General features: G+C 50.5%; 18 protein-coding genes. All 18 read right to left on the bottom strand.

Going from position 1 to position 21,929, the window contains the following annotated elements; all coding sequences use genetic code 11:
* Positions 1 to 16 precede the first annotated feature (16 nt).
* Positions 17 to 556, bottom strand: a complete 540-nt coding sequence (rfbC, locus tag PAGR_RS07930; protein WP_014605458.1) for a dTDP-4-dehydrorhamnose 3,5-epimerase — start codon at positions 554 to 556, stop codon at positions 17 to 19.
* Positions 557 to 558: 2 nt separating this feature from the next.
* Complete coding sequence (gene rfbA, locus PAGR_RS07925) at positions 559 to 1,437, bottom strand: glucose-1-phosphate thymidylyltransferase RfbA (protein WP_014605457.1); 879 nt, start codon at positions 1,435 to 1,437, stop codon at positions 559 to 561.
* A 50-nt stretch (positions 1,438 to 1,487) separates the two neighbouring features.
* Positions 1,488 to 2,384 carry a dTDP-4-dehydrorhamnose reductase gene (gene rfbD / locus PAGR_RS07920; RefSeq protein WP_014605456.1) on the bottom strand — a complete coding sequence of 299 codons (897 nt, stop codon included), beginning with the start codon at positions 2,382 to 2,384 and terminating at the stop codon, positions 1,488 to 1,490.
* The gene (gene rfbB / locus PAGR_RS07915) at positions 2,384 to 3,469 is read right to left on the bottom strand and encodes a dTDP-glucose 4,6-dehydratase (protein WP_014605455.1); all 1,086 of its coding nucleotides are present in this window, start codon (positions 3,467 to 3,469) and stop codon (positions 2,384 to 2,386) included. Before rfbB ends, rfbD begins: the two co-directional genes overlap by 1 nt.
* 143 nt (positions 3,470 to 3,612) lie before the next feature.
* Positions 3,613 to 4,689 carry a UDP-N-acetylglucosamine--undecaprenyl-phosphate N-acetylglucosaminephosphotransferase gene (gene wecA / locus PAGR_RS07910; protein ID WP_014605454.1) on the bottom strand — a complete coding sequence of 359 codons (1,077 nt, stop codon included), beginning with the start codon at positions 4,687 to 4,689 and terminating at the stop codon, positions 3,613 to 3,615.
* A 510-nt stretch (positions 4,690 to 5,199) separates the two neighbouring features.
* Positions 5,200 to 6,213 (bottom strand): UDP-glucose 4-epimerase GalE, encoded by a 1,014-nt coding sequence (gene galE / locus PAGR_RS07905; protein WP_014605453.1) that lies wholly within the window; start codon positions 6,211 to 6,213, stop codon positions 5,200 to 5,202.
* Between the two features lie 45 nt (positions 6,214 to 6,258).
* The gene (galF, locus tag PAGR_RS07900; protein WP_014594076.1) at positions 6,259 to 7,155 is read right to left on the bottom strand and encodes a UTP--glucose-1-phosphate uridylyltransferase GalF; all 897 of its coding nucleotides are present in this window, start codon (positions 7,153 to 7,155) and stop codon (positions 6,259 to 6,261) included.
* Positions 7,156 to 7,422: 267 nt separating this feature from the next.
* Positions 7,423 to 8,763 carry a lipopolysaccharide biosynthesis protein gene (locus PAGR_RS07895; RefSeq protein ID WP_013026374.1) on the bottom strand — a complete coding sequence of 447 codons (1,341 nt, stop codon included), beginning with the start codon at positions 8,761 to 8,763 and terminating at the stop codon, positions 7,423 to 7,425.
* A complete protein-coding gene (locus PAGR_RS07890; RefSeq protein WP_014594078.1) occupies positions 8,760 to 9,983 on the bottom strand; it encodes a glycosyltransferase in 1,224 nt (407 codons plus the stop codon). Before PAGR_RS07890 ends, PAGR_RS07895 begins: the two co-directional genes overlap by 4 nt.
* A 4-nt stretch (positions 9,984 to 9,987) precedes the next feature.
* Positions 9,988 to 11,250, bottom strand: coding sequence for a colanic acid biosynthesis pyruvyl transferase WcaK (gene wcaK / locus PAGR_RS07885; protein WP_013026376.1), 1,263 nt, complete (start codon positions 11,248 to 11,250; stop codon positions 9,988 to 9,990).
* 150 nt (positions 11,251 to 11,400) lie between these two features.
* A complete protein-coding gene (locus PAGR_RS07880; RefSeq protein ID WP_014605452.1) occupies positions 11,401 to 13,611 on the bottom strand; it encodes a phage tailspike protein in 2,211 nt (736 codons plus the stop codon).
* Positions 13,612 to 13,697: 86 nt separating this feature from the next.
* On the bottom strand, positions 13,698 to 14,732 hold the full coding sequence (locus PAGR_RS07875) for a glycosyltransferase family 4 protein (RefSeq protein WP_014605451.1): 1,035 nt from the start codon (positions 14,730 to 14,732) through the stop codon (positions 13,698 to 13,700).
* Between the two features lie 45 nt (positions 14,733 to 14,777).
* Positions 14,778 to 15,530, bottom strand: a complete 753-nt coding sequence (locus tag PAGR_RS07870) for a glycosyltransferase family 2 protein (RefSeq protein WP_014605450.1) — start codon at positions 15,528 to 15,530, stop codon at positions 14,778 to 14,780.
* A gap of 81 nt (positions 15,531 to 15,611) precedes the next feature.
* Positions 15,612 to 16,529 carry a glycosyltransferase family 2 protein gene (locus PAGR_RS07865; protein WP_014605449.1) on the bottom strand — a complete coding sequence of 306 codons (918 nt, stop codon included), beginning with the start codon at positions 16,527 to 16,529 and terminating at the stop codon, positions 15,612 to 15,614.
* 129 nt (positions 16,530 to 16,658) lie between these two features.
* Positions 16,659 to 17,795 (bottom strand): EpsG family protein, encoded by a 1,137-nt coding sequence (locus PAGR_RS07860; protein ID WP_014594082.1) that lies wholly within the window; start codon positions 17,793 to 17,795, stop codon positions 16,659 to 16,661.
* Positions 17,796 to 18,050: 255 nt separating this feature from the next.
* On the bottom strand, positions 18,051 to 20,228 hold the full coding sequence (gene wzc / locus PAGR_RS07855) for a tyrosine-protein kinase Wzc (RefSeq protein ID WP_014594083.1): 2,178 nt from the start codon (positions 20,226 to 20,228) through the stop codon (positions 18,051 to 18,053).
* A 12-nt stretch (positions 20,229 to 20,240) separates the two neighbouring features.
* The gene (locus PAGR_RS07850) at positions 20,241 to 20,675 is read right to left on the bottom strand and encodes an arsenate reductase/protein-tyrosine-phosphatase family protein (protein WP_013026383.1); all 435 of its coding nucleotides are present in this window, start codon (positions 20,673 to 20,675) and stop codon (positions 20,241 to 20,243) included.
* A 9-nt stretch (positions 20,676 to 20,684) separates the two neighbouring features.
* Positions 20,685 to 21,824, bottom strand: a complete 1,140-nt coding sequence (locus tag PAGR_RS07845) for a polysaccharide export protein (RefSeq protein ID WP_013026384.1) — start codon at positions 21,822 to 21,824, stop codon at positions 20,685 to 20,687.
* Between the last annotated feature and the right edge of the window lie 105 nt (positions 21,825 to 21,929).

Raw genomic sequence — 21,929 nt, 5'->3', positions numbered from 1 at the left:
TTATTGATCTATACTTTTAACGCACTTTGTTAAACGCAGGTTGATTGCTGTCTTTATTAGAAAGCAGAGGAGAGCTTATTACAGGCCACTCAATACCAATGTCAGGATCATTCCACATCAGACCTCTGTCACTTTCTGCATGATAATAATTTGTCGTTTTGTATAAGAACTCGGCAGAATCACTTAAGACTAGAAAACCGTGAGCAAACCCCTCAGGAATCCACAATTGACGTTTGTTTTCAGCCGACAAATGCACACCAACCCACTTGCCATAAGATGAGGAATACTCACGTATGTCAACGGCCACGTCATAGACTTCACCCATAACACAACGGACTAACTTACCCTGAGAATAAGGTGGAATTTGATAATGCAATCCTCTGAGGACGTTTTTAGCAGACTTAGAATGGTTGTCTTGAACAAACTCAACCTTTCGCCCGACCGCTTCATCGAATTTTTTCTGATTAAAGCTCTCCATAAAGAACCCGCGCTCATCACCATAAACTTGTGGTTCTAAAATAAGCACATCTGGAATATCAGTTTCAATCACTTTCATGCTTAATAGCCTTTCAACATTTTCATCAAGTATTGCCCATAGGCATTTTTCAAAAGTGGTTTAGCTAATGTCTCAACTTTTTCAGCTGATATAAACTCTTTACGGAAAGCGATTTCTTCAGGACAAGATACTTTTAGCCCCTGCCGTTCTTCAATCGTCGCAATGAAATTGCTTGCCTCAATCATACTTTGATGTGTTCCCGTATCCAGCCATGCATAACCTCGCCCCATCATGGCTACAGACAGGCGTCCCTGTTCAAGATAGAGACGATTGATATCAGTGATTTCGAGTTCACCACGAGTAGAAGGCTTGAGATTCTTAGCCATTTCGACCACGTCGTTATCGTAAAAGTATAAACCTGTGACCGCGTAGTTACTTTTGGGCGTATCAGGTTTTTCTTCCAGGCTTATTGCCGTGCCTTGCTTGTTAAACTCAACAACGCCATATCGTTCTGGATCATTTACATGATAGGCAAAAACAGTCGCGCCATTTTCTTTTTCAATAGCGGCTTCCATAAGTTTCGGCAAGTCATGTCCATAAAATATATTGTCACCTAATACTAATGCGACATTACTGTTTCCAATGAAACTTTCACCAATAATAAATGCTTGAGCTAATCCGTCAGGAGAAGGCTGAACCTTATATTCTAAATTGATGCCCCACTGACTTCCATCACCGAGTAACTGCTGAAAACGCGGTGTATCTTGGGGCGTACTTATAATTAAAATGTCTCTAATCCCGGCCAGCATTAGCGTAGAAAGCGGATAGTAGATCATAGGCTTGTCATAAATTGGCAGTAACTGCTTACTGACAGCCATCGTTACAGGGTAGAGACGGGTTCCAGATCCACCCGCAAGGATTATGCCTTTACGCTTTTCCATATCTTTTCTCTTTAAGCACAAAATGCCCGATTTCAGGCATTAGCGGATTGTCAATTTTTTTTACTCAATAGTTCATTCAGGGTACGCTTAACACCCTTTTCCCATTCAGGCAAATTCATCTTAAATGTCTGCTGGAATTTAGTATTATCTAGTCGCGAATTATTTGGTCGGGGTGCTGGCGTTGGATAAACACTGGTTGGAACTGCTTTTACTCGTTCAAGTTCAAGCATAGCACCGTTGTTGCGCGCTTCAGAAAATACTAATGATGCATAATCAAACCACGTGGTGATACCGCTCGCTACCAGATGGTATATACCGGAAACCTCGGGTTGGGAAACGGCAACACGAAGCGCATGAGCTGTACAGTCGGCCAGTAACTCCGCACCAGTAGGTGCGCCATACTGATCGTTAATGATTGACAGTTCTTTTTTATTTTTTGCAAGGTTCAGCATCGTTTTAGCAAAGTTATTTCCTTTTGCAGCATAAACCCAACTTGTGCGAAAGATAAGATATTTGGAGCTGTGCATCTGTATTGCTTTTTCACCCGCTAATTTACTTGCACCGTAAATATTAACAGGCTCCGTAATATCACTTTCACGCCACGGCATTTCGCCTTTGCCCGAAAAAACATAATCTGTCGAGTAATGTACAATCCATGCATTGATTTTTTCGGCTTCTTTAGCAATAACCTCAACGCAGTCCGCATTTAATAAATAAGCTTGTTCAGTGTCAGACTCTGCTTTATCGACTGCCGTATAAGCCGCAGCATTAACAATGATGCATGGTTTGAGCTGCCTGATGGTTTGCGCAATCGCATCAGGTTGGCTTAAATCACCACAATACGCTTGCGAATGCCTGTCAAGCGCAACAACATTCCCTAGCGGCGCGAGTGCTCTTTGCAGTTCCCAGCCCACCTGCCCTGATTTACCTAAAAGCAGGATATCCATTACTGCCGTTCTCCGTAGTTCTCTTCGATCCAGCTTTTATATGCACCGCTTTTCACATTATTAACCCATTCAGTATTGTCTAAGTACCACATTACCGTTTTACGGATACCACTTTCGAAGGTTTCCTGAGGTTTCCAACCAAGATCGTTTCCAATTTTGCTCGCATCAATGGCGTAGCGGCGATCGTGTCCAGGCCTGTCTTTCACATAGGTAATTTGCTCACGGTAGGAAACATCTTTGGGGACGATCTCGTCTAATAAATCGCAAATTGTGAATACAACATCGAGATTTTTCTTCTCGTTATGACCGCCAATGTTGTATGTCTCCCCTATTTTTCCAGATGTCACAACCGTATAGAGCGCTCTCGCATGATCCTCGACATATAGCCAGTCACGAATCTGGTCACCTTTGCCATAAACAGGTAATGGTTTACCTTCTAACGCGTTTAGTATGACGAGAGGAATAAGTTTTTCTGGAAAATGATAAGGACCATAATTATTCGAACAATTGGTAACGAGGGAAGGCAAACCGTAGGTTCGTGTCCATGCTCTGACCAGATGATCGCTGGATGCCTTCGAGGCAGAGTAAGGACTGCTTGGCGCATATGACGTGTTTTCTGTGAACAAGGGGAGCGGTTGAGATTCTTTTACTTCATCGGGATGAGGCAAGTCACCATAAACTTCATCCGTCGAGATGTGATGAAAACGAAAATCGTTTTTCTTAATGTCGCCCAGCGTCAACCAGTACTTCCGCGCTGCTTCCAGCAGAGTGTAGGTCCCAACAATATTGGTTTCAATGAAAGCGGCTGGGCCAGTTATTGAACGATCAACGTGGCTTTCTGCTGCCAGGTGCATGATTGCATCTGGCTGGTGACGGTCCAGAATCGAGATCATTTGGTCTGCATTACATATGTTTGCATGTTCAAAACTGTAACGCTCATTGCTCTCAATCCCCTTGAGTGACTCGAGATTGCCTGCATAGGTCAGTGCGTCAACATTTACAACGCTGTCTTGCGTATTTTTGATTATATGACGAACTACCGCGGATCCAATAAAACCTGCACCACCAGTCACTAAAATTTTCACGATTCATATCCAGAATATTAATTCAAGTCCAACACTTTGGGCCAATATCTAATTAATTAGCTCAAGATGCAATTTACTTTGTGTGTTAAATTTAGCCTTCGCTACAGCCAAAAACTTACATCTTAGCCGTAATAAATTTAAGGTCAGAATTTATCTGCTAATACTTCATTTTCATTCTGATTTGAGAGCTTAATTGAGTTTATTCTATGAAATCTTGCTGACTTATTGATGGCCGCATTAAAGGTGAAGAACAGACCAATGAATGCCAGCAATTGCCAACAATCACCTATTCCCATGCTTTCCGATACAATCCCAATCGTTGCAAGCATAGCGGCACAGAAGACCATGACAGTAAGTGCACCACGACCGGTCAGACCTCCTCTCATCAACAAATGGTGAAGGTGCTCTCTGTCAGGCCTGAAAGGGCTGCAACCACGTCGGATACGTGAACTCATTACTCGGACCATGTCCATCAAAGGAACCGCTATTAGCCAGAGCGCTGTTACAGGCCGCATCACTGCCTCACTTCCCTGAGTCGCGATCATAAGTAACCAAATTACTGTAAATCCAATAAGTGTACTTCCTGCATCACCCATGAAGACTTTAAATTTCTTACCCCATGGAATACCTAAATTCAATAAAATATAAGGCAGGCAGGCCGCCATCAGGCATGTGCACCATAATGCAAGCTTAGGATTACCTCCCAGTTCAAAAACGATACCAAGCGCGCCAAATGTCACACATGATAAAGCTCCTAACAGGCCATCAATACCATCAACCATGTTAAACGCATTAATGGCCCCGATGACGGCAAAGAGTGTAAATGCATAACCAAACATACCCAGCACTAACTGAAATCCAAATAAAATATTACCAAGTGAGTACAGGTAGTAGCCATTCCACATCATGATGCACGCCATTAAAGCCTGAATCAGTATACGAGGAATAACAGGCAGATCGAAACGGTCGTCAATCACACCAACAGTTAACAGCACGGTGGCACAGAACATATAAATGGTAAAGTCAGGTAGCCAGCCAGGCTGCATGACATAAAGTATCCATAGTGATAAGTAGACCGAAACGCCGCCAACTAAGGGAATGTGTCCTTTATGCTGCTTTCGGTCGTTAGGCTTATCGACCAGTCCGACCTTGCGAGCGACCTTGCGCGCAATGAAGAGCAACGCAAATGCACTTAGAAAAACACAAACGATCTCTTGCATGTATGCACCACTGCTAAGTTGTCATATTTTAACCACGCTACCGCCCCTGGCTATCGCAACCACCTGCGTAAACGTAGCTTTAGCCATCGTTAAGCATAGACTGCATTACATAATGGCGTTGTCTTGCCGGGTTAATAATTTCGGAACCCGGGCTAACTGATAAAAAACCTTACGATTCTCGTACTATCCTGGCTTCTAGACAAGGTTTAAAAGGCCACTTTTTGACAATTTTGTAATTACTCCCGCTCCGAGGTTACAAATTTGTGCATTTAATCTACAAAGTTGCTTTTTCAGTTATAAAGTGAGTGAAACGTGAAACCCGTAGCTCATTGATTAAATGTATAGATAACGTCCAATCATCATAAATTTTCACTTAACTTTATGTGATTATTTTTTAGACAAATATCATTCAGACAGATGTTACTTTGGGGGCACAAAAAAACCCCATATTTTCAATTGCTTCTTCAGCGATTGAACGATACGAGGCTTTTTTAGGTAATCGTTCGGTTTTTAACGAAACCCTTCCGGATTCTTCGACTGCCAGTTCCACGTATCACGCATCATCGCATCGATACCACGCGAAACCCGCCAGTCCAGTTCCTGGTTGGCCAGCGACGCATCCGCCCAGAATGCCGGAAGATCACCATCACGACGCGGCTTGATTTCAAACGGAATGGACTTGCCTGAGGCTTGCTCAAACGCCTTGATCATTTCCAGCACAGAGAAGCCTTTCCCACCCCCCAGGTTATAGGCTTTATAGCCTTCAATTTTATCGAGGTGGTCCAGCGCTTTCAAGTGGCCTTCAGCAAGGTCAACGACATGGATGTAGTCACGCAGACAGGTGCCGTCTGGCGTATCGTAGTCACCACCAAACACGCCGAGTTTATCCAGACGACCTATAGCGACCTGGGCAATGTAAGGCAGCAGATTGTTAGGGATACCGGTTGGGTCTTCGCCAATCTCGCCCGACTCATGCGCACCGACCGGGTTAAAATAACGCAGCGCAATGGTTTTAAACTTCGGCTCAGCTTTGGCGAAATCCCGAATGATAAATTCGACCATTAGCTTAGAGGTGCCATATGGGCTGGTTGTGCCGCCAATCGGTGTGGTTTCCACGTAAGGCACCGGGGCATTGGCACCATAAACAGTAGCGGAAGAACTAAAAATGAAGTTCCAGACGCCCGCGTTGCGCATCTCTTCAAGCAGTACGACCGTACCGGATACGTTATTTTCGTAGTATTCCAGAGGCATACGCGTGGATTCACCCACCGCTTTAAGTGCGGCGAAGTGAATCACGGCAGAAATGCTGTGAGAGGCAAACAGGTCACGCAGGCAGGCGCGGTCAAGAACGTCGCCTTCGATAAACGTTGCTTTCTTGCCGGCGAGTTTCTCAACCCGATTGATGGCCTCACGCGAGGCATTGCACAGATTATCAAGTACCACCACATCATCACCGCGCTCAAGCAGTGCCAGCACTGTGTGGGAGCCGATATAACCTGCCCCGCCCGTTACCAAAATAGCCATCTCTTCTCCCTTTCTGCCGCGTTAGCCGCGGCGAATGATAGTTGATTACTTCGCCAGAATTTTCTCGATCGCTTCGCGGAAGTCGCGGCCCTGAGCGTTATTGCGCAGACCGTAGGAGACAAATGCCTGCATGTAACCCATTTTACGTCCGCAGTCGAAACTGTGACCCGTCATGAGTGAGACATCGACCGTTTTCTTCTTACTCAGGCTGGCGATAGCATCCGTTAACTGAATACGGCCCCATGCGCCCGGTTCGGTACGCTCCAGCTCAGCCCAGATATCGGCTGAAAGCACGTAGCGTCCCACCGCTGCCAGGTCTGAGTTTAACTCGGCCGGATGCTCAGGTTTCTCAACGAAGTCAGTAATCGTGCTGACATCACCTGGGTTTTCCAGCGGCTGCTCAGTCGTGATCACTGAGTATTCAGACAGATCGTAGTCGGTGAGGTGTTTTGCCAGCACCTGGCTGTGACCAGTCTCTTCAAAACGCGCAACCATCGCCGCCAGATTATATCGTAAATGGTCAGCGGTGGAATCGTCCAACAGCACGTCAGGCAGGACAACCACAAAAGGATTGTCGCCGATCATAGGACGCGCGCAGAGAATAGAATGCCCCAGGCCCAGTGGCTGCGCCTGACGCACGTTCATGATGGTCACGCCCGGCGGGCAGATTGACTGGACTTCACTCAGCAACTGGCGTTTAACGCGTGCTTCCAGCAGGGCTTCGAGTTCATAGGTGGTATCGAAGTGGTTTTCTACCGCATTCTTGGACGCATGGGTGACCAGCACAATCTCTTTGATCCCTGCTGCAACACACTCATCAATGATGTATTGAATCATTGGCTTGTCCACGACAGGCAGCATCTCTTTCGGAATGGCTTTAGTCGCCGGAAGCATATGCATACCGAGACCCGCAACCGGGATTACTGCTTTAAGCTTGGTCATAGTTATTCCATCTAATGAAGTGAAGACATGCGTCAATTATGCCGGATGGACCGGAAAAGGAAGTATAATCTTTATCTGAAAAGCCGACACTAACTCGCTGTGAAATCTTACAAATTCGGGATTTTACCTAGAGTAAACATCCCCATAAACTGAGTTAACACAAACAGTAAAGACCGGCCACATGAGCGGCAGAGAAATTGACGTCGCCGTTTTTGGTGCCAGCCATAAAAAGAAACGGGCGACCTAAGTCGCCCGTTGTTATTGGCATCACAGCCACTGTTCAAACCATTCTGGCATCACGAAAAGGTCAAAGTGATTTACCAGCAGCATCAGCCCCACAAACAGGACCGATACAGATACCCACTGTCGGGCATAAGGGATGAAGCGAATACCAATAACCGGCTTGATAAAGAACGGATGCGCCAGCGCTGAAATCAGCACCTGTGAGATCGACAACGTCAGCGCGACGTAGAGCACGTTTGGCCAGATAAAGGTGGTCGCAAGCACAGCCATGACGACCAGGCTGGCCACGATGTTCCAGTAGAACTCCACGTTGGTTCGGCCATTTGCCTGTGAAATGGCGCCAGTTAGTCCACCCATCGGACGCAGCATGCCAAACAGCAGCATCAGCGGGATAAGATGATAAACCTGCTCGTGAGACGCACCATACAGAATGCGTACGATGACAGGAGACAAGATACCGATAGCAAGGTACATGGCACTGCTGAAGAGCATAATCACCAGCGTGCCTTTCAGGAACAGCTTCTTCAACTGCTCGGGATCCTGCTGTTTTTCCGCGAAGCGCGGTAGCGCCAGACGGTTAATCACCGGCGAAACCAACTTCAGGGGCTGCAGTACCAGCTCTTTCGCCAGAGAATAGACGCCGAGCATTTCTGCCCCCATCACTTTACCTACCACCAGCGCATCGGCCTGAGTACGAAGCTGGTTAATGGTCTGCGAACCCAGTTGATAGATACCGTAACGAATCGCACTAAAGAAAGTCTGTTTATCGAACTCCCATGTGGGACGCCATGACTTCTCACCCAGCGCGATCATGCACAGGATGCGGGTAAAGGCGTTAATAAACAGCCCCAGAATCGCGGCGGCCACCGTCAGCGAGGTAAACTCCAGCATCGCCACCACGCACAGGAAGGCAAACAGTTTGGTGCCCATTTCGATCTTCGCCAGCGACACCATGCGTTTGGTTTTAATGTAGTGGGCCTGATATTGCGAAAGATGCCCCAGCACCAGAAAGTTCAGGCTCGTCAGCATAATCAACCCTACCAGTTCCGGCAGATGATAGAACCAGGCAACAGGCCAGGCAATCAGCAGCATGACAACGCCGGTACATAAGCTGAGCGAGACGTTGACCCAATAGATGGTGCTCTGTTCGCGTCGGGTAATATTCTGGCGATGGACCAGATAACTGCTCATGCCCATGTCCTGCAGCACGCCCGCCACCGCTAAAATAGCGTTGATGATCGCCAACAGCCCCAGCTCATGGGTTTCGAGTTTACGGGCGAGAATACTCAGTTGAGCAACCTGTAATACAGCAGAGAAACAGGTACTGCCAAACAACCAAATCGCCTGTGACTTTATTCCACTCAAACCATTTGCTCCAGAATCTGTGCCAGCTCGCGATACGCGATGTGCTGATTAAACTCGGTTTCAACTTTATGTCTGGCTGCGGCAACAACCGGTGCCACGTCCACCGCGCCTTCTGACAATTTCAGCAGCGTCTCGGCCAGCGCCTCGGCGTCATCTTCCTTCACTAACCAGCCAGAAACGTTATTTTCGATCAGTTCCGGAATGCCGCTGTGGAAGGTGGAGACCACTGGCAGCCCTACCGCCATCGCCTCCATCAGCGCAACCGGAATGCCTTCCATGTCGCCATCTGCGGCCGTTTTAGAGGGCAGCAGAAATATATCCGCTTCGTTGAGGGCCTGACGGATCTCTTCCTGAGGTTTGAAACCCGGCATCGTCACGCAGTCGTCCATCTCTTCGCGCGCAATAAAGTCACGCATCATCTGATCCTGATCGCCATTGCCAATGATGGTGTACTGGAACTGGCCACCGCGCTGTTTCAGAATGGCGCTGGCTTTCACCGCCACATCCAGTCCTTTCTTTTCGGTCAGACGGGCAACGGAAACAATGCGCAACGGTGTATGGAAGGCATCACGCGGCTGGAAATTGAATTTTTCAGGTTCAATTCCCATGCGGGTAACGTGAATTTTTTCAGGCGGGCAGCCCATTTCAATCAGCTTGTTCTGCCAAAGATGGCTGATGGGCAACATCAGCTCACTCTGCTGAAACAGATTACGGTAATCCTGCTTATGCTCGTCGAGGATGTGACGACGAGAGATATCCGCCCCGTGAAACACCGTTGCCTGTTTGCCCTTCAGGATACCCAGTTCACGCAGTTTATTCGCCAGCGCCCCGGCATAGCCGAAATGCACCAGGAAAACATCCGCGACATAGGTCTGACGCGCATTGGCAACGATCGCCGGCAGCAGCAGCTTACTGGACTGTGCGCCATAGCGGCGCACGTTTAGGGAACGGAGTAACGACACTTTGGTGATTTTGGGCAGAACCAGTTTCAGCCGCTGTCCCAGCTTGTCCGTCAGGGAAATTTTTTCTTCGGGTAACAGGTAATGCGTCTTTGCCGCCAGACCATATTCGTCAAATGCGCCGTGGCGGTTGACCAGGTCTCCCGGAAATACCGAGATAATCTCAACGTCGTAACCGGCATCAATAAAATGAGTGACCTGGTTGAGAACAAAGGTTTCAGAGGCAACCGGGAAACGCATCGTGAAAAAAGTCAGTTTCATCACATCATCCTATTACGTTTAGAATCTCTTCAGTGATTCTGTTACCTACTTCCCTTTCATGCGCCACGGCGGTTTCGACGTTTTGCTTGATCGTGTCGTAGTCGGCCAGGATAGCCTGAACTTTATCAATCAGCGAACCGTCCATCAGGCTCTGAACATCGGTAGCCATTTGCGGCAGACCTAGCTGATTCATGACGCCCATGGATTTGTGTTCATAGTTGATGGCGACCGCTGGCGTACCAAAGTTCATCGAGATGATGGCAGAGTGCAGACGGGTTCCGATGGTCAGGTGACACTCGCTGAGGAGGACACCTAATTCGAGGTCATTAAATTCATCCATTACAACGTGGTAGTGCTCTGGCTGCTCAACGCGATCGCGCAAAGTGAGCGCCACCATACGGTCATCTTTGGCGTAGCTGTCGATGCCCGTACAGGTAGATAAGGCGACGACCTGATAACCGCTGGCGATCATGGCGTTGATCACGCGACCAAAGGCGGCTTCGTATTCCTGCTGCGTGACGCCCAGACGCTTATCAAATGGCGCCAGTTCACGGACCGTAATCGCGATGGTTTTGCGGGTGCGAATCACGCTCTGCCAGTGCTGCAGACTGTGGCTGGGGTTTTCAACGTGACGGGCACGTACCAGGAAGGCCGTATCCACACCGGGCATCACCTTTGAGCTGGTCACGCCATCGCGCTTCATCAGGTCAAGGCTAACGGACTCACGCAAGATAAGGCGGTCAACCCGGTCAAACACGAAGTTGGCCAGTTGATTAGTGCGGGCGTTCTGGAAAGGTCCAACGGAGTGGCCAATCAGGTAAAGCGGCTTCTTAGCCAGCAGCGCGCAGAGCGCATGGTCAAACTGAGTCACGCCATACAGATCGACAAAGAATGAACCGCCCACCTGAATGACCGCATCGTACTGCGCCAGACTTTCCGTGAAGGCTTTGAGGTGTGGCGGCACGGAGAAGGATTTGTAGGGTCCACCCTTGCCCAGATGCGCCATCATGATATTCGGCATCAGTCGGTTAGCGACTTTGCGTTTAACAGAGCCAATCAGGCCCTTACCCGAGGAGTTGTTGTGCAGGAAGAGCTTATCCTGCTGAATATGTTGCTGAAGCAGATAACCGGAGCTGGTTGGATAACGGCTTATCACATCAATATCCACATCGTTGCGCGCGGCCTGAATTGAATCAATCAGTCCACGCAGAATCGCGCCATCCCCACGATTCCCACAGGTATGGTTACCCACCAATAAAATCTTCATAAAAACTCCGAATAATTTTTTCTAATTCTACCGACCGCCCAGTTCCGAAACGGGCAAAATGAATAGGGAGAAAAACAGCAAATAAAAATCCTGCACCAACATCCCAGATGCTGTTGGTGTTGGCTGCCGTATCAGGGCAGCCCTCTCTGACTACGATTTAATCGCAAAATACGGTAAGGCGACCTGCTTACCGTTAATAACGACAGACACGAATCCTTCAGGTTTGCTGGTATCCACCTTGTCATCAGACAACGCGCGGGAGGCCAGCAATAAATCCCCCTGCTCATTCGCGCCCACGCCCGCTTTACCGTTATGCAGGCTAAAGCGCTGCGGCGCGGCATGACTGCCGCTGTCCGGCGTAGCTTGGGTCATTTTGGCATCGACCCGCGCACAGCGGCCGGTGACAAAGCGATCTTTCGCCGTGCTCTTGATCATCACCGCTGCCGAAGGCGTCCAGCCTGCCAGCCTGATGAAAACCTGCGTGTCGGTATCGGTTTTAGCGACGTAGCGCACATCCACCACCGGGCTGCTGCCTTCCGCCGACCAGCTGGCTTCAGCATGGTCTTTCTTGCGTTGAACGTGAATAACCGCCCGGCCGCCGGTGTTTTTCCCACTGATGAGGTTCATCAGCGGCTCACCGTCCGTGCCGTTATTGAACTGCGACTGTCCAAAAATTTCGATTTCCCACGAGTCGCCAACGGTGGGGGAATAAAGATTGCCCAGTTCAAACCACACGGCCTGATTGGTGTTGTTTTCCAACAGCCAGCGTGAGGTCAGATAGTTATATTTCAGGCTGCCATCGATCGCGACGCCGTAGGACTCAACGCGGGTCGATCCCATTTCCCAGGCGCTTAGCCAACGATCGCCCTGCTCTGAGTTGTCAATCCAGCTGCCGGATTGCAGGTTGGTCTGACGCGTATTCAGGCGGGAGTGCCAGGCAATCAGCGGGTTCTTGCAGTCCTCAAGGCTTAAGGCATCGATAATCCATTGACCGTTTGAGATATCGCCGGGATTATCACAGTGCTCAATCCAGCCGTTGTGAATCAGCGACTGGCTGCAGCGCGGCAGGTTGAGAACTTTGCCGCCTTTACAGTGCTGGGCGTTAAAGTTTGACAGCTCAATCGCGGTACTGTGGTCCCAGTTCCCCTTTTTCTGACCAGACCAGCCGGCCTGAATCACGTCGCCCGTACAGGCTGAGGCGTACCACTGGTCAATCTTACAATCCAGCGTATCCAGCAGGCTGAGCGCGGTGCCGCCAACCCGGTTGAAGCGCAGGCAGGCCCCACGGAAAAACTGTCCGCCCGGGCAGGTATTACGGAACAATCCCTGCTTATTGGGATGCGTATCCGTATTGCCGTTAAATATCAGGTTAGAGATTTCCACCCAGCGGGCGCTGACCTCGAAAACAAACGGCGATTTGCCGTCGGAGACGATGCTGGTCGCCGGGAAATACCCAAAGTTGACCATCGCACCGGAGATGCGGAAGAAACGGCGCTCCTCCTCACCGAAGTTACAGGCGGAAACGAAGAACGTGCCCGCAGGGAACTGTACGCAGATAGGCTGATCGCTCTGCTGCGACCACTGGTACATCGCTTTAATCGCGGGCGCACTGTCGGTTTTGCCGTCGGCGATAGCGCCAAAGTCAAACAGCGAGAGTCGGTTATAGTCATCGACTACGCGACGCCAGTGAAAGCCGTCGCCGCTGAAAATCACCCCCTGATCGTCCTGCGCCGGCTGGAAACTGCCGACGAATTCGCCGCCCCCCACTTCCAGGCCGGGGTGCCAGCTTTTGAGCTTGATCTTCGCGCCTTCAAACAGCGGGCGCGTCTTGCGCAGATCGTCCACCGAGGGGATCTCACCGATTAGCTGATAACCCGCAGGCTGTGCCAGACGCTGACTAAAGGCAGCCTGGCCCGGCTGGCTGACATCCGGGATGTTAAAGACCATCTGCCCGTTGCTGTCTTCCAGCGCCATAGAGTGAGACGGATTCGCGATCAGCGCCGCATTATCCTTTACAAACTGGTCAAAATTCCCCTTATTCAGGGTAATCGGCTGGGTGATTTGTGCCAGCTTGCCGCTGGCATCGCGCAGGAACACGGGGATCTGGTTACCCGCCTGGCTGGCATCGCTTCCCGATTTACCGATCCACAGTTTTCCCTGGAAGTTTTGCCAGAACTGCGGCGGCATCGCGTAGACATTTTCAGGCGTCAGAATCGGAACATCGCCTTTGGGTACCGCGCTTGCATCAACCGACTTGAGCGCCAGGCCAGTGTTTTTGGCCGCGTAGCTGGAAAAGGTGCTCACGGAGAGCGCGCCGACAAGGGCGGAGGCTGCGGTTTGCAAGACTTCTCTTCTTTTCATGCAATTAATCCCGTCGTCATGAAGGCCGTAAACTCAGCCATAAAAGGTGTCCCATGAGGCACATCAAAAGTGAGCGTCTTCAGCCCTTACACCAACGCCAGCCAGCTTTGTTTAATCTGTTTACCGTCAAACTTCAGCGCGGTTTGCTGGGTTTTTTCGCTCATGGCATAGAACAGTGCATCGTCGCTGGCCAGTTGTTCCATCCGCGCCAGAAATTCGCTTTTCTTGTTCATCGGCACCAGGAAACCGTCTTCGCCGTGATTAATAATCTCCTGTGGACCTGTCGGACAGTCATAGGCCACCACCGGCAGTGACCAGGATTTGGCTTCCAGCAGCACCAGCGGCAAACCTTCGTAACGGGAGGTCATCAGCGCCATATCGCTGTCGCGGTAGTAATCGTTGATATTGCTGACCTTACCGACGAACTTCACGCTGGAGGTAATGCCCAGCACGGCTGCCTGATCCTGTAATTGCTGGCGCAGTTCACCGTCGCCGGCAATCACCAGCGTCCAGTCAGGATGCGCTCTGGAAAAGTCACGCCAGATATCCAGTAACAGGTCGAACCCTTTCTGATTGTCCAGACGTCCCACCGCCAGCGCCTGACGATGGCGCGTGGTACGGTGCCAGGATTTGTACACCACCGGATTAGGAATGGCCTGACTGGGGATGTGCCAGCGCTGAAAGACCTGATGATCTTTATCCGTCAGGACAATGACGCGGTCGTAGAAGCGCAGTAGCAGGAACTTGAGGAACTTAATGGGTTTACTGAAGGAGTTGATGGCAACGTGCTCACAGGCATAGGCCTTGAAGCGCTTCTTTTTCAGCGTCATCAGGTTCCAGAAAGCAAACATCACGCTCAGACGACCCATGCTGATTAAAAACACGGTGTCGAAGCCTTCCTGCTGAATACGCGCCACGGCACGTTTGATGGGGTTACTTTCACCTTCGAAGCTGACGATCTGCTTGACCTTGTCGAAAGGGTAAAAGGGTTCGCCGTGCCCCTCCAGTGAGTAGATGGTGACCTCATGCGCATCACCAAGACATTCCGACATAAAGTTACAGATATTTTCGGTGCCCGCATACGAGTAAGCGTCTTTGATCACCAGGACGATTTTTTTCATGAAACGTTATCCACCTCAAATTTATACACAATCCTGCCGATCGGCTTAACGGTGTTTCAGGCTAAACAGCACACCATTCACCATATACCAGGCGTAATAGTAATAGATTTTTAACGGATTGTTTTTATAGATAATTCTTAATAGTTCGAGGTGCCATTTGGCGGCTTTGTTTTTATTACGCGAGAGGGAATTCCCTAACTCGTAATAATTCACCAGAATACTCTGAATTACGCGGGCCTGTTTGTAGCGATTAAAGAGTTCGTAGAGGAAAAGGAAGTCTTCGTGACCTTTTCGCTCAAATAAAATCCCGCCTGGCGGACGGCGGAAACAGACGGATGAGAAGCACACCCGATACTGCTTTTTGACATAGCTGTCCTGCTTAAGGTAAGGCTTTGTATAGCGAATATCGTGGTCAGCTTTGCGGGTTTTGTAATGGTATTCCGTGATGACCAGATTGTCCCCATCAGCGATAGCCTGCATCTGCTGGCGAAGCTTATCGCTGTGCCATTCGTCATCGCTGTCAAGAAAAGCGATCACCTCTTCTTGCGAAGCACGTAATCCCACATTGCGGGTTTCGGCCGCGCCCATATTGACCGCATTGTCGAGAATCGTAATACGCGGGTCCTGGCACTGCTCGCGCACCCACGCGAGTGAATCATCGGTGGATTTATCGTTGATCAGATACAGGTGCCAGTCCTGATAGGTTTGATTGATGACGGACTGTACAGCGCGTAATACCGTCTCGCGGGCATTATACATAGGCATGACAATGCCGACGGTACCAGAGTGATTATTCATTTTCATACCTGAATAAATAAAATAGACGGGGCCACCAGATAACGTTCCGGTAGCGTTAAAACGTCACGACATTCAATAGAATCAGGAGAGTGCCTTTTCGCCACCGAACCGCGCTTTCAGTTTGTCTTTCACGCGGTTCAGGAAGTAAGTGCGATTATCTTTATTGGTGAGCAGGAAGTAGCGCGCGAAGCTGACGCTCGCCATCAGCGAGTTACCGTCCATTTTGTAGCGCAGGGGCAGCTTGAATGCTTTGTAGGTGTGAATATCTCGTGCGGTAAGGTGCGGTTTCATCGTATCCAGCCAGAACAGGGAGTACTTGACCGATTCACCTTTGTGTTTGGAGCCAAACTTCGTCACCAGGTGGTAGTTGGCCAGCGGGGCGGCGATCATTTCAAACCGGTAACCCATGCGGTCGGCACGGATGCAGAAGTCATAGTCCTGATGGCGGATAAAACGCGCATCGAACTGAATTTTAGCGGCATCTTCACGCTTCAGCACGATGGTGCTGGTTTGAATAAAGCCATAACAGCCAAACAGATACTCTGCGACAGTTTCGTTTTTTGCCGGAGGCTGCATCGGCATAACCTTCAGGAACGCACCGTCCTGATAGATATTTACCTGGCTGAAGATAATGGTATTGTGCTGACCCTGCGCCTCTAGCTCCGCAATCTTTTCACTGACCTGCAGAAGCTTGTCGGCATGCCACTCGTCATCGGCATCCAGAAAACTGACATAGTCGCCCGTTGCCAGCTCAATGCCTTTGTTACGCGCGCCGGCACCGTTGAGTTTAACCTCAGACAAGACCAGATTGATGTCCAGGTCCTGATAGCGCTCACTGCGCACCACTTCCGCCAGCGCGGCGGCATCGGCAGATTTGTCATCCACGATGATGACTTCGAAATGGCGATACGTTTGTGCTTTAACGCAATCCAGCGTCGTGACAATCGATTCTGACGCGTTATAAGCCGGAATTACGATGGAGAAACGAATGTCCTTCATTGCCAGCACCTCATTAAAGTATTCAAAAATAAACAATTCAATCGACAAACGCCGAAGAAAAACCTGTGTTGTTACAGGCGACCGCCCCGCGAAGTGAAGCCGTTCACTGGGGGCGCGCCGCCGGGTCCGTTACCGAATCAGCCAGAACTCCTGGGCCACTTCGTACCCTACAACCGCCTGCTTGGTTGAGATGGTGTTGTAGTAGAGGTAATAGAGCAGGAAGAAAAACAGCATGCCAAACAGCGCCGGCTTCCAGACGCGTCTGGCCTGATAGATAAGCGAGGTCAGAATGATGGGTTCAACCTGTTGCAAATAGTTGGAAAGACGCGAACCTGACGGGAAGTTATACAGGAAGATGCGGATCGCCCCGCCGATAGCAAAACTTAAAATCAGCAAGTAGTTCAGACGATACTGGGCATAGTTTTCGCGCTTCAGTTCTTCAGTCAGCATGAAATAGAAGAAAATAAACACCAGCATGATGTTCTTCAGGTTCGAGACTGACAGGATGCTGCCATCCATTGCATAGGAGGGATCGTTGTTATAGCCCGATGCCCTTTCCCCCAGCGATCCGAGGTGTCCGGCAATCAGGGCGATGAAGCTTGAACCCCCGACGACCGAGAGCGGCAGGCTGACAACGATGATCACCACCGGCCACCAGCGCCAGTCACGAATAAACAGGAAAGGCACCAGCGTTATCACCATAACGGCGGTGTTGTGACTCATGAACGACAGGATAAAAAAGGTAAAGGCCCACCAGTAACGCTTCAGGTAGATCGTCCACAGCACCCCGAGGAACAGGGCGGAGCTTAAGCCAAAACGTATCTGATTGATGTCTTTGTTAATAAAGATGTGCGCCGAATACAGCGCCAGCGCCAGTACCGGATAAGGCGACATCTTTCTGAAAAAGAAGGCGTTAATGGATACCGCAATCGCACAGAAGACGAACAGAAACACGCTGGCGTTATGCGAAAACAGACTCGTTATCCACGCCATCGCAAAAATCAGCGGTTCGTAGCGGAAAAACGCGACGGTATTGAAAAAACCGTTGATCTGAATGCGCCGTACAAAGTCCTCAAAGAAACTGCGGTACTGGAAGTCATCCATGCCGGTGCCGAGGCCACGAATCCCCCCGAATACGATCAGAATAATAGCCGCAAAGCACAGCAGCCAGGTCAAAATATAATTTGTGCGTTCGTCTTTTTTCACCAGGATTTCGAACAGCGAAATCAGCAGCAAAAACCCTGATATATACCAATATGGAGCCATGGTGTGATTCCTTAAATCCACAAGTTCTCATGCCAACAGTGGCCAGTGCTGATTACCTTCCGGGTTGATCTCTCAGCAGGTCTGCGCCGACATCGCGACAGACAAAAGCGTGTTGATGATGAATTCTGATGATTGACGTTAGATCGTCGCTTATTGTGCGTTGTATCCAGAATCACCTGTGCAAATCGTTACGTGTCGTTATCTTGAGCCAGGGATCAAAAGGGGCGGTCAAACCCGCCCCTTTTCTTTCAGCTCTTAGCTTTTCGTTGGTTTACCGTACTCGTAGTCGTAGTAGTCATAACCATAACCGTACGAGTTAGCCGCTTTACGTACCACGGCGTTCAGGATAACCCCTTTGATTTCGATACCGTTCTGCGCGAAGCGTTTGAAGCTGACATCCACTTCTTTTGTGGTGTTGGTTTCAAAACGCGCCACCATCAGCGAGGTACCGGCCAACTTACCGATGATGGACGCATCCGTTACGGCCAGAATCGGCGGTGTATCAATCAGGACTAAATCATAGTTTTTGCTTGCCCACTCCAGCAGCTCACCCATGCGGCGGTGCATCAACAGCTCTGACGGGTTCGGTGGAACCTGTCCGCGCGGCAGGAAATCAAAACCGTATGGCCCTTGCTGAATCATGGTCGGCGTAAACTCGGTTTTGCCAGACAGGACGTTAGACAGACCAGATTTATTGTCCGCCCCCAGCAGTTCGTGGGTGTAACCGCGGCGCATGTCACCATCGATAAACAACACCTTCTGACCGGCCTTGGCCACCAGGGTAGCGAGGTTAACGCAGATAAAGGTTTTACCAATACCCGGGCTGGCGCCGGTGATCATCAGAATGTTGTTTTTCGCTTCCATCATGGCGAAGTGCAGGCTGGTACGCAGGCTACGAATCGCTTCAATAGAGAGGTCGGTTGGATTACCCAGTGCCAACAGCGTCTCATGCGGATCGGTTTTGCCTTTGTGACCGCGACGCGCCAGTGCTTCGGTATCCTTCTTACGCTGCCACTCAGAGAGCGGTACGCTGGCATAGACGTTCATGCCCAGCTCTTCCAGCTGTTCCGGGTTCTCGATTCCGTGATGCAACAGCGCTTTAAGCAGAACCACACCGACGGACACCATCAGCCCCAGAATCAGGCTGGCTGCGATGATCAGCAGCTTTTTCGGCGCAACCGGCGAGTTTGCCGTGGCGGCCTGATCGATGATGCGAACATCACCCACGGTGCTGGCCTTACTGATGCTCAGCTCTTGCTGGCGGTTCAGTAACTGCATGTAGATTTCCTGGCCTGACTGCACATCGCGGGTCAGACGCAGAATCTCCTGCTGAGTTTTCGGCATCTGCGCAATTTTCTTGTTCAGCTGCGCCTGCTCATCTTCCAGCGTTTTACGCTTTTCCAATAGCGCCCGATAGGTAGGGTGATCTTTGGTGAACAGCTGCGAAACTTCGGCTTCGCGGAACGTCAGCTCGTTAAGCTGGCTCTGCACGCTAACGGATGAATCCAGCGCAGACTTGGCTTCAAGCGACAGGTCAACGGACTCATTCTCACGGCGGAAGGCGTTAAGTTTGTCTTCCGCCTGATCCAGTTTGCCACGCACTTCCGGTAGTTGCTGTTTCAGGAACTCCAGGCTTTTCTCGGCCTGTTCGGATTTACGCTGCACGTTCTGTAACAGGTAGTTATTCACGATCTGGTTCAGAACTTTGCTGATCTGCTCCTGATCTTCACCCACATACTGCAGTCCCAGTACGCCGGTGTCTTTCCCTTTGTCTGCAACGGTCAGGTTAGACAGGATGCTGTTAATTGCCTGCAGATCGTTGAGTTTGGTGACGGTAAACGTGGTCCCCGGCTCCGCATTGATATCGCTGACCAGCATGCTCACATCGCCGTGTTTTTCGAACTGCCCTACTTTGCCTTTGAACAGCTCATCGCCATCCGCAGAAACGGTATAGCTGTCTTTACCCGTAACCTCGAGCTCAACACTGCGCTTCTCGATCGTACGCGGAATCTCCAGACGGGAGATCGCGACATTGCCAGGCTTGTTGCCCATCAGGCGCGACAGACCTTTGCCGATAACCGGGAAATAGTTCTGTGAAACCACTGCATCCAGGCCAAGATCCTGAACGGTTTTTCCCAGCACCATGCGTGATTCAAGAATCTGGATTTCGGTATCCGATGCTGGCGTCGTGGGCATCAGCGTCTGTAATTCATTCAGGACGGTGCTGGTATTCTTCTGCTCCACCTGAACCATGGCATCGGCGCTGTATATAGGCGTCGCAAACAGTGTGTAGAGCGTTGCTACCAGCATGAAAAAAGCGGTGACAGCGACGATAACCCAACGGTGATCAATAAGCTGTCCCACAAGATGCGCCAGATCCCACCCATTCGATTCCTCGCGCGGCGCGGTCATGACTTTGTTTTTTATATTCATGGATAATCCCAACTATCGGCTTAGTACGCTGACCCATTTCTGAGTGGCGTGTTCCAGTAACCCGTAAACCTCTTCAAAGGCCTCACGGCTTTTTCTGTACGGATCCGCAATTTCCTTCTGATTGAGCCAGTGCCCAAGCAGCATCGTTTTGCCGCGTGCAGCCGGATCGATGCGGTTTACCTGTTCAATGTGGCGCTTTTCCATCACCAGAATCAGGTCATACTCCCGGCACAGGCTGGCCGTTAGCTGCTGAGCCTCATGACCTTCCAGCGATAAGCCTTTTTCGGCTGCCACCTCCGTCGCCGTTTTATCCGCCGCGTGCCCAACCAGGGCGCCGAGTCCGGCGGAGGCCACAGGCAGGTGCGGCAGCGCGCGTTTGAACAGGCGCTCTCCCGTAGGAGAGCGGCAGATGTTGCCTACGCAGACGACTAACACGGACTTAATCATGGCGAAACCTTAGTTCGACCAGTTGCGGATGCGCTGTGCAGCCTGCGTCGCATCGTTAACACCGGCTATGGTTGGTATCAACTGCGATATCACGCGGTTCCAACGCGTCAGCGGCGTCGATGTCACGTAGACGATATCGTAAGGTTCAAGTTGGAATTCGGTACCCATCACCATGGATGCCGCATCTTTGGTATTCAGCTGGTAGATATTGGCGATTTTGCTGCGATCGGAGCCGCGCGTCGGTCGGATAACAAAGACCCCGGTCGCGTCGGACGTGGTTTGATCCATGCCTGCCGCATTACCCAGCGCTTCAGCCAGGGTCATACCGCTGCGGTCCATTTTCAGGGTGGCCTGCTGTTTCACTTCGCCCATGACAAACACTTTCAGGTCGTCGTTACGCGGCACATACAGGATGTCACCCGGATAAAGCAGGTGGTTCTGGCTCAGATCGCCGTTCTGCATCAGGGCCTGCAGTGACACGCGCTGCTCACGGCCGTTGTGGGTCAGGATAACGTTGCGCCAGTCTGCGTCCGCCGCTAAGCCGCCCGCTGCGTTAATCGCATCCAGGATAGTCAGCGGTACGTTGGTGATAGGCTGCTGGCCTGAGGTCGTCACGGCACCGGTCACGTAAGTCTTCTGTGACTTAAACGAGGCAATGCTGACGTCAACCTGAGGGCTTTCGATGTACTGCGCCAGACGACGCGCCACTTCATTTCGCACGTCACCTACGGTACGGCCGGCAACACGGACGCGGCCGATGTAAGGATAGAAAATCGTGCCGTCGGAATGGACCCAGTTACCGGTGTCACTGGCGCTACGGTACTGACCGGCAGGCGTGGTGAGTTCGGGGTGATCCCACACGGTGACGGTGAGAACATCACCAATGCCGATGCGGTATTCGTAGTTCTGAATTTCGGTTTGTAACGACGGATTAGCCTGTGCCACAAGTGGCTTAGGACGCATTTTCTCCACCAGGCCTGGCGTTAACGGATAAACGTTAACGTACTTGTCGATGTCAAAATTGCTGTCCTGCTGCTCAATGACATCTTTTCCCGAAGTGGATAAATTTTGCCCCGGCACGACAGTACACCCGGCCATAAAAGTTGCAGATACCAGAACAGGTATCATCTTCATTTTCATTGTAATCATTTAGATCTTCGCTATCAGTTAATGTTTGATAGAGGCGAATACGCCGCTGTGTAAGCGCTCGAAAAAAAGTAGGCTATCCTGACTCAGGCCCTGAACATGTCGTTC

This window comes from Pantoea ananatis PA13 (genome assembly GCF_000233595.1).
In the GTDB taxonomy this organism is placed as follows: Bacteria; Pseudomonadota; Gammaproteobacteria; order Enterobacterales; family Enterobacteriaceae; genus Pantoea; species Pantoea ananatis.
The sequence above is the reverse complement of the archived record's forward strand: the minus strand, read 5'-3'. Positions and strand labels throughout refer to the sequence as shown.